General features: G+C 73.3%; 16 protein-coding genes. 13 read left to right on the forward strand and 3 right to left on the reverse strand.

The window, feature by feature from the left end:
- Positions 1-8 precede the first annotated feature (8 nt).
- Complete coding sequence (locus ACFY5B_RS02845; RefSeq protein ID WP_389963508.1) at positions 9-731, reverse strand: siderophore-interacting protein; 723 nt, start codon at positions 729-731, stop codon at positions 9-11.
- Positions 732-811: 80 nt separating this feature from the next.
- On the opposite strand from ACFY5B_RS02845, the gene ACFY5B_RS02850 reads away from it, so the two are divergent.
- The 4 genes from ACFY5B_RS02850 to ACFY5B_RS02865 all read left to right on the forward strand — a co-directional run bounded on the left by ACFY5B_RS02850 (position 812) and on the right by ACFY5B_RS02865 (position 6,193).
- Positions 812-2,914, forward strand: coding sequence for a penicillin acylase family protein (locus ACFY5B_RS02850; protein ID WP_389963510.1), 2,103 nt, complete (start codon positions 812-814; stop codon positions 2,912-2,914).
- 139 nt (positions 2,915-3,053) lie between these two features.
- A complete protein-coding gene (locus ACFY5B_RS02855) occupies positions 3,054-3,662 on the forward strand; it encodes a GNAT family N-acetyltransferase (protein WP_389963513.1) in 609 nt (202 codons plus the stop codon).
- Complete coding sequence (locus ACFY5B_RS02860) at positions 3,659-4,138, forward strand: cupin domain-containing protein (RefSeq protein WP_389963516.1); 480 nt, start codon at positions 3,659-3,661, stop codon at positions 4,136-4,138. The genes ACFY5B_RS02855 and ACFY5B_RS02860 overlap by 4 nt, the downstream gene beginning before the upstream one ends.
- A gap of 183 nt (positions 4,139-4,321) precedes the next feature.
- Entirely contained in the window at positions 4,322-6,193 is a 1,872-nt protein-coding gene (locus tag ACFY5B_RS02865) for a copper resistance protein CopC (RefSeq protein WP_389963519.1), read from the forward strand.
- On the opposite strand, the gene ACFY5B_RS02870 is transcribed toward ACFY5B_RS02865, so the two are convergent.
- Positions 6,190-7,140 (reverse strand): DUF72 domain-containing protein, encoded by a 951-nt coding sequence (locus tag ACFY5B_RS02870; protein ID WP_389963522.1) that lies wholly within the window; start codon positions 7,138-7,140, stop codon positions 6,190-6,192. The two genes, ACFY5B_RS02865 and ACFY5B_RS02870, sit on opposite strands and share 4 nt — an antisense overlap.
- A 147-nt stretch (positions 7,141-7,287) precedes the next feature.
- Here ACFY5B_RS02870 and ACFY5B_RS02875 point away from each other — a divergent pair, with 147 nt between their 5' ends.
- From ACFY5B_RS02875 to ACFY5B_RS02885, 3 genes are read left to right on the forward strand one after another with little or no spacing between them, the layout of a single operon-like run.
- Positions 7,288-9,765 (forward strand): SpoIIE family protein phosphatase, encoded by a 2,478-nt coding sequence (locus ACFY5B_RS02875; protein ID WP_389963525.1) that lies wholly within the window; start codon positions 7,288-7,290, stop codon positions 9,763-9,765.
- Positions 9,766-9,778: 13 nt separating this feature from the next.
- The gene (locus ACFY5B_RS02880) at positions 9,779-10,231 is read left to right on the forward strand and encodes a DUF4383 domain-containing protein (RefSeq protein ID WP_389963528.1); all 453 of its coding nucleotides are present in this window, start codon (positions 9,779-9,781) and stop codon (positions 10,229-10,231) included.
- Between the two features lie 17 nt (positions 10,232-10,248).
- A complete protein-coding gene (locus tag ACFY5B_RS02885) occupies positions 10,249-10,734 on the forward strand; it encodes an MSMEG_6728 family protein (RefSeq protein WP_389963531.1) in 486 nt (161 codons plus the stop codon).
- Positions 10,735-11,118: 384 nt separating this feature from the next.
- Here the strand turns inward: ACFY5B_RS02885 and ACFY5B_RS02890 are convergent, their stop codons facing one another.
- Positions 11,119-11,340, reverse strand: a complete 222-nt coding sequence (locus ACFY5B_RS02890; RefSeq protein WP_053670482.1) for a hypothetical protein — start codon at positions 11,338-11,340, stop codon at positions 11,119-11,121.
- Between the two features lie 123 nt (positions 11,341-11,463).
- Here ACFY5B_RS02890 and ACFY5B_RS02895 point away from each other — a divergent pair, with 123 nt between their 5' ends.
- The 6 genes from ACFY5B_RS02895 (at position 11,464) to ACFY5B_RS02920 (ending at position 15,495) form a co-directional block, all read left to right on the forward strand.
- Positions 11,464-11,697 (forward strand): hypothetical protein, encoded by a 234-nt coding sequence (locus ACFY5B_RS02895; RefSeq protein ID WP_389963534.1) that lies wholly within the window; start codon positions 11,464-11,466, stop codon positions 11,695-11,697.
- 44 nt (positions 11,698-11,741) lie between these two features.
- Positions 11,742-11,966, forward strand: coding sequence for a hypothetical protein (locus tag ACFY5B_RS02900; protein ID WP_389963537.1), 225 nt, complete (start codon positions 11,742-11,744; stop codon positions 11,964-11,966).
- A gap of 67 nt (positions 11,967-12,033) precedes the next feature.
- A complete protein-coding gene (locus ACFY5B_RS02905; RefSeq protein ID WP_389963540.1) occupies positions 12,034-12,444 on the forward strand; it encodes an amphi-Trp domain-containing protein in 411 nt (136 codons plus the stop codon).
- A 77-nt stretch (positions 12,445-12,521) separates the two neighbouring features.
- Positions 12,522-13,478: a GlxA family transcriptional regulator gene (locus ACFY5B_RS02910; RefSeq protein ID WP_389963543.1), complete on the forward strand. Its 957-nt coding sequence runs from the start codon at positions 12,522-12,524 to the stop codon at positions 13,476-13,478.
- A gap of 134 nt (positions 13,479-13,612) precedes the next feature.
- Positions 13,613-14,611, forward strand: coding sequence for a type I glyceraldehyde-3-phosphate dehydrogenase (gene gap, locus ACFY5B_RS02915; RefSeq protein WP_389963546.1), 999 nt, complete (start codon positions 13,613-13,615; stop codon positions 14,609-14,611).
- Positions 14,612-14,850: 239 nt separating this feature from the next.
- The gene (locus ACFY5B_RS02920) at positions 14,851-15,495 is read left to right on the forward strand and encodes a restriction endonuclease (protein WP_389963549.1); all 645 of its coding nucleotides are present in this window, start codon (positions 14,851-14,853) and stop codon (positions 15,493-15,495) included.
- Positions 15,496-15,809: the final 314 nt, after the last annotated feature.

Consider the following 15,809-nt stretch of genomic DNA (forward strand, 5'->3'; position numbering starts at 1 on the left):
CCCGCTGCTCAGGTCGCCCGCCAGTAGCCCAGCGCGTGCACCCGCTGCTTGGGCAGCCCCAGTTCCTTGCGGACGTACGCCGCCAGCGCCCGGGTGGTCGCCGTGTCGCAGGCGATCCACACATAGGGGTCGGCCGTGTCCCGCAGCAGGCCGGGCAGGTCCGACTTCACCCGGTCGACCAGGTGGGCGCCGGAGTCCCGGCGGGGCACCTTCCGGAGTTCGTGCAGGTCCGGGTCGGTGCGGAACGGCAGGTCCTCGTCGCCGCCCTCGAACCAGACGGTGGCCGGTGCGGAGCCCAGGGCGTCCAGGAGGGAGTTGATGGCCGGCAGCGAGGCCGGGTCGCCGACGGCGAAGACGTGGGAGGGAGCGGGGTCGGGGTGCTCGAAGCCGGTGCCCTGGACGGTCGCCTCGATCGTGTCCCCCGGCTTCGCCGCCCTGGCCCAGTCGCTGGCGCAGCCCTCGTGCAGGGCGAACTCCAGGCCGAAGGTGCCCGCCTCGGCATCGGGGTCGACCAGGGTGTAGGCCCGCTGGTGCGGCCTGCCCGCGTTGTCGAACCACAGCCGTACCCACATGGTGGGGTGCACTCCGGTCGCGGCCAGCAGACCGCCGTCGGTGAAGCGCAGCCGCCGGTAGTCCGGGGTGACGTCCTCGACGTCCGTCACCGTGAACTCGAAGTCCTTCGCGCGCAGCAGTTTGAGGACCGCGCCCTCCCAACCCCGCCCCTGCCCCATCGCGTTTCAGCCCCTCGCGTACGATTCCGGCCACAGCTTGACTTAGGCAAGGCTAACCTAAAGGGAAGTGGGGGTACAGCGTGGCCATCGCGATCTACCGTGACGCCTGGGGCATTCCGCACCTGCGCGCGGACAGCGCGGCCGAACTCGCCCGGGCGCAGGGCCTCGTCACCGCCCGCGACCGGGCCTGGCAGCTGGAGACCGACCGCCACCGGGCGCAGGGCACCTCGGCGTCCTTCCTCGGCGAGGACGCCCTCGCCTGGGACCGGTTCGCGAGACGGGCCCGACTCGACGACACCGCGAGACGCTGCTTCGCGGACCTGGAGAGACGGGACCCCGGGACGGCGCGGTGGGTGCGGGCGTACGTCGACGGGGTCAACGAGGGGCTGGCCGACGCCACCGCCCCCGAGTTCGCCCGCACCGGTCTCACCCCCGGCCGCTGGGAGCCCTGGACCCCCCTCGGTGTCTGGCTCGCGATCCACATCCTCTTCGCCGGGTTCCCGGCCAAGCTCTGGCGCGAGCAGGTCGCCGCCCACCTGGGCGCGGACGCCATCGGCCTCTTCGCCACCGACGGCCCCGGCACCTCCGGCAGCAACGGCTGGCTGGTCGGCGGCGAGCGGACGGTCACCGGGCAGGCCCTCATCGCCGGCGACCCCCACCGCTGGATCGAGGACCCGGGCGTCTACCAGCAGATCCACCTGTCCTGCCCGGAGTTCGACGTCGTGGGACTGGCCGTCCCCGGTGTCCCCGGCATCGCCCACTTCGCACACACCGGCACGGTCGCCTGGGCCATCACCAACGCCATGGCCGACTACCAGGACCTCTACCGGGAACGGCTGCGGCGCACCGGCGCCGGGATGGAGGCCCTGGGCCCGGACGGGGTCTGGCGGCGGGCGGCCCGGCACACCGAGACGGTCGAGGTGGCGGGCGCCGAGCCGGTCGAGGTCGAGGTGATCGAGACCGACCGGGGCCCGGTGATCATCGGCGGTCCCGAGGGGATCGACGGTGATCCGCCGGACCCGGCACACGCCGGTCCTTCCGGCGTGCCCGTGGCGATCAGCCTGCGCTACCCGCCCCGCGTCACCGGCGACCTCGGCTTCAGTGCCCTGCTGCCGCTGCTGCGCTCCCGCCGGGTCGCCGATGTGGACCGGGCCTTCGACCGCTGGGCCGAGCCGGTCAACGTCGTCCAGGCCGCCGACACCGAGGGCGGTGTCCTGCACCGCGTGGCCGGGCGGGTGCCGGTACGCGCCGGGGTCGACTCCCTGCGCATCGTGCCCGCCTGGGAGCCCGGCCACGAATGGCAGGGCTGGCACCTGCCACCGCGCGCCGGGCTCACCGACGGTGTCGCCGTCATGGCCAACCAGCGCGGCCCGGCCGAACCCCTCGGTGTCGAGTTCGCCCCGCCGCACCGCGCCGACCGCATCACCGCGCTGCTCGCGGGCAAGGAGCACTGGTCCGCCGCCGACATGCCCGCCCTCCACACCGACACCCACCTGGCCTCCGCGTCCCCCCTCCTGGACCACCTCGCCGCCCTCGACGCCCTCACCCCCGAGGCCGCCGCCCTCCGGGACCGACTCCTCGGCTGGGACCGCCGCATGGACGCGGGCAGTGCCGACGCGGCGCTCTACGCGGCCGTGCGCGGAGCGGTCGTACGGAGGCTCGCGGCGCACCCTGCGTTCGCGGGGCTCACCACGCCACCGGCATACCCGGAGGTGTTCCAGCCCTGGCTCGCCCTCGTCCCCCGGGTCGGCTTCGCCCTCGAACACCTGCTGCGGGCCGGGGAACTGTACGGAATCGACCGTCCGGCGGCCGTCCGCGCGGCGATCGAGGAGGTGGCGCTGCGCCCACCGGCCGGGGTCTGGGGCGACACCCACCGCCTCGCCCCCTGGCGGGCCCTGGAGCCGGAGCGGCCGTACGACGAACCGGGGCTGTCCGGCGACCACGACTGCGTGCTGTGCACCTCGGGCGTGCCGGGCCTCACCGACCGGGCCGCCCGGGGCCCGGCCGCCCGCTACGTCTGGGACCTGGCCCGGCGCGAGGACAGCCGCTGGGTGGTCCCGCTCGGCGCCTCCGGCGTCCCCGGCTCGCCCCACCACCGCGACCAGCTCCCCCTGTGGCTCGCGGGAGACCTCGTCCCGGTCGTCACCGACTGGACCCGGCTGGAGAAGGAAACCGATGTCTGACCCGTACGCCTCCCGCACCGCCCTCCACGAGCGGGAAACCCATGTCTGACCCGTACGCCTCCCGCACCGCCGTCCACGAGCAGGAAATCCATGTCTGACCCGTACGCCTCCCGCACCGCCGTCCACGAGCAGGAAATCCATGTCTGACCCGTACGCCTCCCGCATCTCCGTCCACGAGCAGGTGACCGACGGCTTCGGCACCGTCCGCGTCCTGCCGCTGGACCCCGGGGCCGACGCCGCCCTGATCCACCGCTGGGTCAGCGAGGACCGGGCCGCCTTCTGGGGCATGACCGAACTGACCGCACAACAGGTCGCGGACGTCTACGCCCACATGGCGACGCTCGACACCCACCACGCCCACCTCGTCGTCCGGGACGGCGAGCCGGTAGCCCTCCTCCAGACCTACGAGCCGGAGGCCGACCGCGTGAGCGAGTGCTACGACGTCCGCCCCGGCGACATCGGCGTCCACCTGCTTCTCGCCCCCGCGGGTTCGGGCGGCGGACAACGCGGCTGGACCGCCCGGCTGGTGGCCGCCATCGCGGCATACGTCCTGCCCGGCCTGGACCGCCGGCGGATCGTGGTCGACCCGGACGTGCGCAACGAGAAGGCGATCGCCCGTTTCCTCTCACTCGGCTTCACCCCCGGCCCGGTGGTGGTTCTGCCGGAGATCGACCTCCCGGACGTGTACCTGCCGGAGAAGAAGGCCCAGCTCGCCTTCCTCGACCGGGGGATACTGTTCCCCGGGTGACCCCCGAGGACCTCATCGCCCATTACGGCCTGGAGCCGATCCCGCGCGAGGGCGGTCTCTTCCGCCAGACCTGGGCCGGCCCCGAACGACCCGACGGCAGGCCGGAGGGCACGGCGATCGTCGCCCTGCTGACGGCGGACGACTGCTCCGCCCTCCACCGCCTGCCGACGGACGAGATCTGGCACTTCTACCGGGGCGATCCCCTGGAGCTCCTGCTGCTCGCCCCGGACGGCACCACGAGGACGGTGGTGCTGGGGCCGGACGTCCTGCACGGCCAGCACGTCCAGTTCACGGTCCCGGCGGGCACGTGGATGGGCGGGAGGGTGCGCGGGGACGGGCAGTGGACCCTGTTCGGCTGCACGATGGCGCCCGGCTTCACGTTCGACGGCTACGAGCACGGGGACGCCACGGAGCTGACGGCCCGCTATCCGGCGGTGGCCGGCGAGATCGCGGGACTGTCCGGGCCCGTCTCCTGAGCCCGGTGAGCACTACACGTCTCCCGAGCCGGTGAGCACTACACGTCTCCCGAGCCGGTGAGCACTACACCGATCCCGTCCGTACTCCACTCGTAGCCGTACAGCCCGACCCCGGAGACCCACGTGGACCAACGGCGGAACGAGGATCGCAATGCCGGACATCCCCGGCGATTCCAAGCCCTGGTGCTGCTCGGCACCGTGCTGGTACTGCTCCTCGCCGGAGCAGCCCCCGCCTCCGCCCACGCCGCCCTCCGCGGCACCGACCCCGACGACGGATCCCTCGTCAAGCAGGCACCCCGTCACGTCACCCTGACCTTCACCGAGTCCGTGGGCCTGCTCGACGACTCCTTCCGGGTCTTCGGCCCCGACCAGCGCCGGGTCCACACCGGCGAGGCCACGCACGCCGACGGCCGCTCCGACACGGCCCGGGTCGGCCTGCCCGGCAAGCTCGCCCAGGGCACGTACACGGTGGCCTGGCGAGTCGTCTCCGCCGACAGCCACCCCGTCTCCGGCGCCTTCTCCTTCTCCGTGGGGAAGCGTTCGGCGACGACGGTCCAGATCGACACGGGCTCGACCGAGGACCCGCTCACCGGCGGCCTCAACGACGCCGCCCGCTACCTCGCCTACCTCGCGGCCGCGCTGCTCGTCGGCCTGGCGGCGTTCGCCCTGCTCTGCCGGCCGGCGGACACCTCCGCCCTGCGCCGGCCGCTGGTGGCGGCCTGGTGGACGCTGCTGGGCTCGACGCTCGTCCTGCTCCTGCTGCGCGCCCCCTACGAGGCGGGCACCGGCCCGGCCACCGCCTTCGACGCCTCCGCCCTCGGCCGCACCCTGACCGGCCGTCCGGGCCTGGCCCTGGTCGCCCGGCTGGTCCTGCTCGTGCTGACCGCGGTCTTCCTGCTGTGGCTGTCCAGGCGCCGTGACCCGAAGCAGCGGCCCGTCGCGCCGGCGATCGGCACGGTCCTGGCCGCCGCCCTGGCCCTGACCTGGGCGGCGGCCGAGCACGCCTCCGCCGGGATCCAGGTGCCGGTGGCGATGACGTCGTCCGTGCTGCACCTGCTGGCGACCGGCGTCTGGCTCGGCGGCCTCGTGGCGCTGCTGCTGACCCTGCGCCGCGCGTCCGGCGACGCAGCGGTGGACGACGCGGCGGTGAACGACATGGCGGAGGTCGTACCCCGCTTCTCGCGGATCGCCTTCGCCTCGGTGACCGTCCTGGCCGTCACGGGCGTCTACCAGTCCTGGCGTGGCCTCGGCTCCCTCTCCGCGCTGACCGGCACGTCGTACGGCCGTCTGCTGCTCGCCAAACTGGCGGGGGTGGCCGTGCTGTTGCTGGTGGCCCGGTACTCACGGCGCTGGACGGCGCGGATCGCGGCCCCGGCGACCGTCACCCGGGCGGCCGCGGCGACCGTCACCCGGGCGGCCGCGGCGACCGTCACCCGGGCGGCCGCGGTCAAGGAGCGGGTCCCGCAGCCGGTCGGGGCACCGGCGGAACACGACGGCCCCGAGGCACCCGAGACGCCGGACAAGGCGGCGGAGGAGCCTTGCGCCTCCGGGGCCGACCCCGACATCCGGCGCCGCCTGCGCCGCTCCGTCCTCGTGGAAGTCGCGGTCGCCGCGGTGGTGTTGATGATCACGACCGTGCTCACGGGCACCCTTCCGGCCCGTGCCCAGGCCGAGGCGGCCCGGCAGGCCCCGGCGGGCGCGCTGCCGCCCACCACCCTGATCACGGTGCCCTACGACACGGGCACGGAATCCGTGAGCGGACGCGGCACGGTGCAGGTCACCCTGGACCCCGCCCGCGTCGGCGAGAACGGCATCCAGGCCGTGGTCGCCGGCGCCGACAAGGGCCTGGTCGTCGTCCCCGAGGTCCGTATCACCTTCACCCTGCCCTCCCGCAAGGTCGGCCCCATCGACGCCGAACTCGCCGACCGGGGCGGCTACTGGAGCACCAACTCCGTCAACCTGCCGCTTGCCGGGAACTGGACGATGAAGACGACCGTGCGGGTGTCGGACGTCGACCAGGTGTCGGTCGAGCGTCAAGTGCGGATCGCCAACTAGGCCGTGTCCGCGCCTTCACGGGCAATCGCGCCCCAGGCGGTGTCCGCACCCTCACGGGGCAACGTCGCCTGCCGCGGCACTGGACGCCGCACCGCCGGGCCGTCCCGGTCGAGGAGCCGTGTCATGGTCTCGGCGTCGCGGACGGCGGCGTCGCCGCAGCAGTTGTTGAACAGGACGTGGACCTGCTCGGTCCGCTCGGCCAGCCGGCGCACGCGGGGCAGCCACTCGGCGAGTTCGTCCTCGTCGTACGCGTAGCGGAACCGGTCTTCCTTGCTGCCGGTCCCCCAGGCGGTGCTGCGGCCGTGGAAGCGGACGACGGAGAGCCCGCGCGAGGTCACGGGAGTGACGGGCGGCACGGAGGACGCGAGCGTCTGCGTCATGTCGACGGCGACCGCGGCCATGCCGTGCCCGGCGAGCAACGCGGCCGTCGCCTCGGCCTGTTCCGGTTCCCACCAGGAGGGATGCCGGAACTCGACGGCGACGGGCCAGTCCGCCGTCCGCTTCGCGCAGTCCCGCAGGAACGCCTCCGCCCGCTGCCCGGGCCGGAACCAGGGCGGGAACTGGAACAGCACGCTCCCGAGCCGTCCGGCCTCCCGCAGCGGCTCGATCCCGGCCGCGAAGCGGGCCCACACCGCGTCGAGCACCGCCGGGTCCCGGTGCTCGGCGGGCAACCCCTCGGGCATCACCGCCTGGCGGGTCGGATGCCCGGTGAGCAGCGAGAACGCCTTCACGTCGAAGACGAAACCGTCCGGTGTCCGCTCGGCCCACAACCGGCTGTTCCGCTCGCCGGGCAGCGCGTAGTACGAGGCGTCGACCTCGACGACCGGAAACCGCTCGGCATAGTGCCGTAACCGGCCCTCGGCGTCCCGCCGCCCCGGGGGATACCAGCCGCTGCCGACCAGCGCCCGGTCGGTCCAGGAACACGTGCCCACGCGGATCTGACCCATGGGGGAGCGGTTACCCGGGCCGGGCGGCGGCAGGCCCGGCTTCTCGGCGGGGCAGCGCGTTGAGACCCGTCGCTATCGGGGTAAGCAGGTGATATCTGTGCATATGCGGGGTTACGGCTGATTCCCCCGAGAGTGAGATGACCGATCATGGAACAGCCCGTCACCGCCGACCGGGCCACCCGGTCGTACGGAGCGGAACCGGAAGCCCTCGATGCCCTCGTCGGCGCCTCCCTCACGGCCCGTGTCACCCTCGACGAGCACGGCATCGTGACCGGCTGGAACGCGGGCGCCGAGCGGCTCCTCGGCTACTCGGCCGGGCAGGTGACCGGCCGCCGTGCCGCGGATCTGCTGGCCGAACCCATCCCGGTCCGGGGTGGCCTGCCCACGCTCACCGGGCTGCCCCGCTGGAACGGCGACGTCGCGCTCCGGCACCGCGACGGCCGGAAGCTGACGGTCAGGATCCTCGCCCACCACAGGCCGCCCGGCGCCGACGGTCCCGCCTGGCTCGTCGTCTCCGCCCTGACCGGCCAGTCACCGGCCGGCCTCGACGAGTCCCTGGTGACCTGGAGCTTCGCCCAGTCCCCGTGCTGCGCCCTGGCGATCTACGACACCCGGCTGCGGCTGCGCCGGGCCAACGCCGACATGGAACGCGCCACCGCGCTCACCGAGGAGGAGATGCGGGGCCTGCGCGTGTCCGAGATCTCCGACGGCGACGCCGGCCGGCGGGCGGAACACGACATGGCCCGGGTGCTGCGGACCGGCGAGCCGGCGTATGAGGAGAACTATCTGCGCGCCCCCGGCGAAGGCCATGAGCACGCCTGGTCGGTCTTCCTGTCCGCGCTGCGCGACCACGAGGGCACCATTCGGGGCGTCTGCCTGTCGGCGCACGACATGACGGAGCAGTTCTGGGCCCGCAAGCGCCTCCAGCTGATCGCCGAGGCCGGCCGCCGCATCGGCAGCACGCTCGACGTGACGCGCACGGCCCAGGAGCTGGCGGACGTGACCGTCCCGGCCCTGGCCGACTTCGTCAGCGTCGATCTGCTGGCCGCGCTGGACGACGTGTCCGAGCCGCCCGTGCGGGCCGTTCCGGCGGACGGGCCGCTGCTGCTGCGCCGGGCCGCCCTGCGGTCGGTGACGCCGGGCGCCCCGGAGTCGGTCGTGCCGGCCGGCACCGTGGACGCCTACCCGGCGGGCTCGATGCCCTTCGAGAGCCTGCGCACCGGACGGCCCGCCCTGCACGAGACGACCGACCCGGCGTTCACCGCCTGGCTCGCCCGCGACCCGGCACGCGCGGCCCGGGTCCGCGCGTTCGGCATCCACTCCGTGATGACCGTGCCACTGGCCGCCCGGGGCACCACCCTGGGTGTCGCCTTCTTCGTCCGGCACCGCAACCAGGAACCCTTCCGGCACGACGACCTGGTCCTGGCCGGGGAACTGGTGGCCCGGGCCGCGGTCAGCATCGACAACGCCCGCCGCTACACCCGCGAGCGGGCCACGGCCGTCACGCTCCAGCGCAGCCTGCTGCCACGGCGGCTGCCCCGGCAGGCCGCCGTCGAGGTCGCCTCCCGCTACCTCCCGGCGGGCGGGCACGCCGGTGTCGGCGGGGACTGGTTCGACGTCATCCCGCTCTCGGGGGCGCGGGTAGCGCTGGTCGTCGGAGACGTGGTCGGCCACGGGCTGGTCGCGTCGGCGACCATGGGGCGGCTGCGTACGGCGGTCCGCACGCTGGCCGACATCGACCTGCCCTGCGACGAGCTGCTGACCCACCTCGACGACCTGGTCGCCAAGCTGAACACGGAGGAGGAGAGCGACGCCGAGGGGCGCGCGACGGACTCGGCCCGGACCGCCGGGGACCTGGGGGCCACCTGCCTGTACGCGGTCTACGACCCCGTGACCCGGCACTGCTGCTTCGCCGGGGCCGGGCATCCCCAGCCCGCCGTGGTGAGCCCCGAGGGCACCGTCGAACTCGTCGGGCTCCCGACCGCGCCCCCGCTCGGCCTGGGCGGCCTGCCGTACGAGTCCATCGAGGTCGTCGTCCCCGAGGGCAGCCTGCTCGCGCTCTACACCAACGGCCTCGTCGAGACCCCCGACCGCGACCTCGACACCGGCGTCGGCCGGCTGCGGGAGGTTCTGGGCCGGCCTGCCGCCTCGCTGGACGCCCTCTGCGACACGGTCCTCGCCGACCTGCTGCCGCCGCGACCGGCCGACGACGTGGCCCTGCTCATCGCCCGGACCCGGGCGCTCGACGCGGGGCAGGTCGCCACCTGGGCGGTGCCGTCCGAACCGTCCGCGGTCGCGCAGACCCGTAAGGACGTGGTGGCGCAGATGGAACGGTGGGGGCTGTCCGACGCCGTGTTCGTCACCGAGCTGGTCGTCAGCGAACTCGTCACCAACGCCATCCGGCACGCCGAGCCACCGGTCCAGCTGCGCCTGATCCACGACACGACCCTGATCTGCGAGGTCTCCGACGGCGGCAACACCGCGCCCCACCTGCGGCGCGCCCGCACCTATGACGAGGGCGGCCGCGGCCTGCTGCTCGTCGCCCAGCTGACCGAGCGCTGGGGCACCCGCCAGAGCGCCACGGGCAAGACCATCTGGGCGGAACAGACCCTGACCCCCGCGTGAGGAGCCACCGGCCATGACCCCACCCGCGTCCCACCGGGCCGCCCGCGCCCCTGTCCAGCAGGCAGCCCAGCTGCTCGGCCTCGTCTTCCTCGTGGTCGGCGTGCTGGGCTTCATCCCGGGGATCACCACCGACTACGGCTCGCTGGAGTTCGCCTCCCACGAGTCGGGCGCCGAACTGTTCGGCCTGTTCCAGGTCTCGATCCTGCACAACCTCGTGCACCTGGCCTACGGTCTCGCCGGACTGATGCTCGCCGGGACGGCCGCCGGGGCGTACTCGTACCTGCTGGTGGGCGGTGCCGTCTACCTGGTGCTGTGGGTGTACGGCCTGTCCGTCGGCCATGACAGCGACGCCAACTTCGTGCCGCTGAACTCCGCGGACGACTGGCTCCACTTCGTCCTGGGCATCGCGATGATCGGCCTGGCCCTGGCCCTCGGCAGGCGCGGCACGCGCACCGACGCACGGTAAGGATCGCCGAGGACGTCATGCAGACCTTCCTGCCCTACCCCGATTTCCGCGCCACGGCCCTGGCCCTGGACCGCCGCCGCCTCGGCAAGCAGCGGGTCGAGGCGCTGCAGGTCCTGCGCGGCCTGGTCGTCCCCGGCTACGGGTGGCGCCGCCATCCGGCCGTGAAGATGTGGCTGGGCTACGAGGAGGCGCTGGTGCGCTACGGCCTGGAGGTCTGCCGCGTCTGGCGCGAGCAGGGTCACCAGGACACCTGCGCGGCGACGCTCGTGGCCGACCTGGCGGCGACCCGGCCGCACGCCCCGATCCGCGACCAGCACCAACTGGCCGCCGAGGGCGAACTCCCGCCCTGGCTCGGCGACGACCCCTTCCACGAGAGCCACCGCTCGGCCCTGGTCCGCAAGGACCCCACGACCTACACGGCCCTCTTCCCGGGTGTCCCCGACGACCTGCCGTACGTCTGGCCGACGTCGGACCGCGCGGGCGAGCGGGCACTGCGGGACTGATGGCCGCGGTGGTGCCAGGCCGGGCGCGGTGGTGGCACGCCGGGCGGGGTGGTGCCAGCCGGACGGGGTACCAGGGCGGACGGGGTATCAGGGCGGACGGGGTACCAGGGCGGACGGGGTACCAGGCCGGTACTAAGCCGCCCTGCGGCGCGCCGGACGCCCCGTCGCGGCGGGGTACTCCGGCACTTCCTCGAGCGGGAAGGTCTCGTCCTCCCCGAAGTCCGGGGCCTGGAAGGGGTTGGTCGCCGGGGGTGGCGACGCCGCGCCGGAACGGCTGGGTTGCCCTTCCACGGCGGAGAACAGCGAAGTCGGTTCGATGAGAGGTCTCTTTTCGGTTACTGGCCCAGGGCAGGGCCAGGCGTGCCCCGACCGGGCACGGAGGTCCTACAGCTTGGTCATCTTGGCGTACGGGCTCGGGATCCGCATGTGCGCCGAACCGAAGTCCACGAGCGCGGCGATCCCGTCCTCGATGCCGATGACCCGGCCGAGCCCGTACATGTCGTGCGTGACCTGGTCACCCACGGCGAAGTGCTTGGGAGCGGGGGCGACCGGAGCCTTGAAGGGGCTGGTAGGCAAATGACGCTTGGGAGCAGCAGGCTTTGTCATTGGCCTCAGTATGCGCCCAGTCGTGCCGCTCGCGCTGCTGCTGTCCATGTCCGGTGCCCGAACCGAGATGTGAGCGAGACGCTTCACTGGCCTAAAAAATCGAACACATGCTTGAATTCGGCCATGCGAACGTTTCCCGACGACGTCGTCCGGGCGCAACGGGAGTGGAGTGCCACCTACCGGCAGCTCGCCGATCGGCCCGGCCGCACCGAGCTGCGCCGGCGCCTGTACCGGCTGTCGGTACAGGTGTACTTCCACCCCTTCTGGCAGCGGCGACGGCCGAGCCCGGCGGCGTGGTGGGAGCTGCGGGAGCTGGGCAGGACGGCGGGGGACGTGCGTGAGCGGCTCCCCCGGTGACGCGCCGGCCTGCGGGACCGTACGTCCCGGATGATCCTGAAGGCATGTCCGGACCGATTCGCGTGATCGTGCACCCGCCGTCGCCCTCGGGTGGCCGCCGTGTGCGCGTGGACGGCGAGATCCTCGGCCTCGCCCACAACGTGACCGATGTCGCGGAGTTCCTCCGCCGCGCAGGCCTGGAGATCGACCCGGCGGACGTGGCGGAGGTGCCGTGGATCGACTGGCGCGGGGTGGGGCCCGACCACTGGGGCCCGGAGACGGGTGGCTGACGCGCGAGCCCACGCGACACGCGAAGATGGCCGTATCCACTCTTTTTCTGCCTTATCGGAGGGCCCCATGAAGGACCTCAAGTTCGAGCAGAAGCGCTCCCTGTCACGCCAGGAGGCCGCCGATCAGCTCACGGCACTCGCGGACGCACTGCGGGAGGGCGGGGACGCCGAGCTGGAACTCGGCCCCGGCACGCTGGGCCTGCGGATCCCCGACGACCTCGACAGCGAGATGGAGGTGGAGATCGGTGACGGGGAGGTCGAGCTGGAGATAGAGCTGAAGTGGGCGACGGCACCTGCGCGGTCGACGCGCTCAGGCACGGACGCGTCGCGCACGGAGGCATCACGTACCGACGCACCCGCGGAGAAGCCCAAGCGGAAGACGGTCGCCGCGGGCACGGGCCGGAGCGGCGCAGGTCGAAGCGGCACGGGCACCGGCAAGACCAGGAGCACGAAGCGGTCCGCCGCGAAATCCGCCTGAGCGGAGCGCAGCGGCGGTAGCCGGCCAGGGACTCGGTAGCCGGCTCGGACCCCGGCGCCTCCTCGTACCCTGTCCCGGTGCCGTCCTCCCGCCTGCACCGCGTCGCCGTCCTCGTGCTCCCCGGTGCGAAGCCGCTCGACGTCGGCATCCCCGCGCAGGTGTTCACGACCCGCGCGAGCATGCCGTACGAGGTGCGGGTGTGCGGGTCGGCGCCCGGCCTGGTGACCGGTGGCGACGGCCTGTCGTACTACGTCGCCCACGGCCTGGACGCGCTCGCCTGGGCCGACATCGTCTTCATCCCCGGCTACCGGTTCCCGGACCGCGACGACCCGCCGCGGTCCGTCGTCGACGCGCTGATCGCGGCCCACGCCCGGGGCACGCGGCTCGCCGCCATCTCCACGGGCGCCTTCGCACTCGCCGCGACGGGCCTGCTCGACGGCAGACGCGCCACGACGCACTGGCACTACGCCCGGGCGCTCGCGGCGAAGCATCCGCTCGTCCGGGTCGACGAGAACGTCCTGTTCGTCGACGAGGGCAGCGTGCTGACGTCGGCGGGCGCCGCCTCGGGCATCGACCTGTGCCTGCACATCCTGCGCGGCGACCTCGGAGTCGCCGCCTCGAACCACGCGGCCCGGCGCCTGGTCGCCGCCCCCTATCGCAGCGGCGGCCAAGCGCAGTACGTGCCGCGCAGCGTGCCCGAGCCGCTCGGTGAGCGGTTCGCCGCCACCCGCGAGTGGGCGCTGCACCGGCTCGGCGAGCCCCTCACCCTCGAAGGGCTCGCGCGGCACGCGGGGGTCTCGGCGCGTACGTTGTCGCGGCGCTTCGTCGAGGACACGGGGTACACGCCGATGCAGTGGGTCATGCGCGCCCGCATCGACGTGGCCCGTGAGCTGCTGGAGCGGTCGGAACGCAGCGTCGAGCAGATCGCCGCCGACGTCGGTCTGGGCACCGGCGCGAATCTTCGGCTGCACTTCCAGCGCATCCTCGGCACCACACCGAGCGAGTACCGGCAGACCTTCGCCCGCGGCGAGTAGCCCCGAGTCGCGCGGCACGGGTGGGCGCCTGCTGGCGCGATCCTTTTGAACCCTGGCGATCCCGCCGCTGTCACGCCCGGACGCCGGACGCGACGCTGGTGGCGAACCGGAGAGATCGAAGGGACACACCACTCATGACGCGCATCGCGATCAACGGATTCGGCCGCATCGGACGCAATGTGCTGCGCGCCCTGCTCGAACGCGACAGCGACCTCGACGTCGTCGCCGTCAACGACCTCACGGAGCCCGCCACCCTCGCCCGGCTGCTCGCCTACGACTCGACGGCCGGCCGGCTCGGTCGCCCGGTGACCGTCGACGGGGACGCCCTCGTCGTCGACGGCCGCCGGATCAGGGTGACGGCCGAGCGCGATCCCGCGCAGCTGCCGTGGGCCGAACTCGGCGTCGACCTCGTCCTGGAGGCCACCGGCCGCTTCACCTCGGCCAAGGCCGCCCGCGCCCACCTCGACGCCGGCGCGAGGAAGGTACTCGTCAGCGCGCCGTCGGACGGCGCCGACGTCACCCTCGCGTTCGGGGTCAACACCGACGCGTACGACCCGGCCGTGCACACGATCGTCTCGAACGCCTCCTGCACGACCAACGCGCTCGCCCCGCTGGCCAAGGTGCTCGACGACCTCGCGGGCATCGAGCACGGCTTCATGACGACGGTGCACGCCTACACGCAGGAGCAGAACCTGCAGGACGGCCCGCACCGCGATGCCCGCCGCGCCCGCGCCGCCGGCGTCAACATCGTGCCGACCACGACCGGCGCGGCCAAGGCGATCGGCCTGGTGCTGCCGAACCTCGACGGCAAGCTGTCGGGCGACTCGATCCGCGTGCCGGTCCCGGTGGGTTCGATCGTCGAGCTCAACACGACCGTCGCCCGCGACGTGACGCGCGAGGACGTGCTGGCGGCGTACCGCACCGCGGCGGAGGGCCCGCTCGCCGGCGTCCTCGAGTACTCGGAAGACCCGCTCGTGTCGTCCGACATCACCGGAAACCCGGCCTCGTCGATCTTCGACTCGGCTCTCACCCGCGTCGACGGCCGCCACGTCAAGGTGGTCGCCTGGTACGACAACGAGTGGGGCTTCTCGAACCGAGTGATCGACACGCTGGAACTCCTCGCGGGCAACTGAGGCAGCTGCCGGGAGCGAGGGCGCCCCGCCCCGGCCCAGCCCGGCCCTCCGCCCCCGCCTTGAGTCCGATCCGGCCATGGCCGACTCGCGCCCTACTGACGCCGCCTCGCGGTGCGCAGACTGCCGTACACGAACGTGCGGGGGGAGGGGCGTCGAACGTGGCTGGACGTGGGCATGGGGGCGGGCGTGGACGTGGACGTGGTGCGGCTGCCCGCAGGAGGCGGGCGGCGCGGCTGAAGGTGGCGGCGGCAGGCGCTGGTCTGCCGCTGATCCCGCTGGTGCTGTTCTGGTCGACGGTGTGGCCGTACGTCACCGGCGCGCTGGTCGCGTTCGGCGTCGGTGCGGCGTGCTGGTGGCTGTGGCGCACGGACCGGCTCGTGCGGGGCCGGGACCGTCTCTGGCGGCAGGAAGAGGCGGTGAAGGCGGGGCACCGGACTCTGGCCGAGGTGGACGTGATGACCGGTACCGCATTCGAGGAACTGGTCGCAGCCCTGTGCCGGCGGGACGGTTGCACAGAGGTCCGACGGGTGGGCGGAGCCAACGACAACGGCGCCGATGTCGTGGGCCGCCTCCCGGACGGCCGGAGCGTGGTCATCCAGTGCAAGCGCTATACGCCGACCAGCACGATCGCGAGCCGCGAACTACGCGATCTGCTGGGCGCGAAGGTGCACTTCGGGGCCGACCTGGCCGTGTTCGTCACGACCACGCGCTTCAGCCGCCCCAGCGAGAGGTTCGCCCTGCAGCACGGCATTCTCGCCGTCCACCGAGATCACCTCGGCCTGTGGAACAACGGGGCCTCCCTGCTGTCCCTGACCGAGGTGAACGGCCGGGGTCAGGGTGACTCCCGCCACAGAGCGCGCTGGAAGCAGGCGTACGGCAGGTGATCGGTCCCGCGTGTCGGGCCCTCGTGCCGCCGTTCAGCGGCCGGAGAGGTGGGCGGAGCCGGTCGTTCAGCCTGTCCACGCCTCGTCCACCGCCGCGGCGAGGTCGGCGGTGTCTTCGGAGGGCGGTGCCTCGACGGCCACCGGCTGGTCGACGTCACTGAGTTCTGGCGCTCCCGAGCCGCCAAGGCCAACTGAGACGCAAACCGAGCCGGACAACGTCGAAGGGCCCCACCGCGAACGGTGGGGCCCTTCGACATCGTGCCCGGTGAGGCACTGGCGGAGGATACGAGATTCGAACTCGTGAGGGGTTGCCC

This window comes from Streptomyces sp. NPDC013187 (assembly GCF_042899705.1).
Classification (GTDB): Bacteria; Actinomycetota; Actinomycetes; order Streptomycetales; family Streptomycetaceae; genus Streptomyces; species Streptomyces hawaiiensis_A.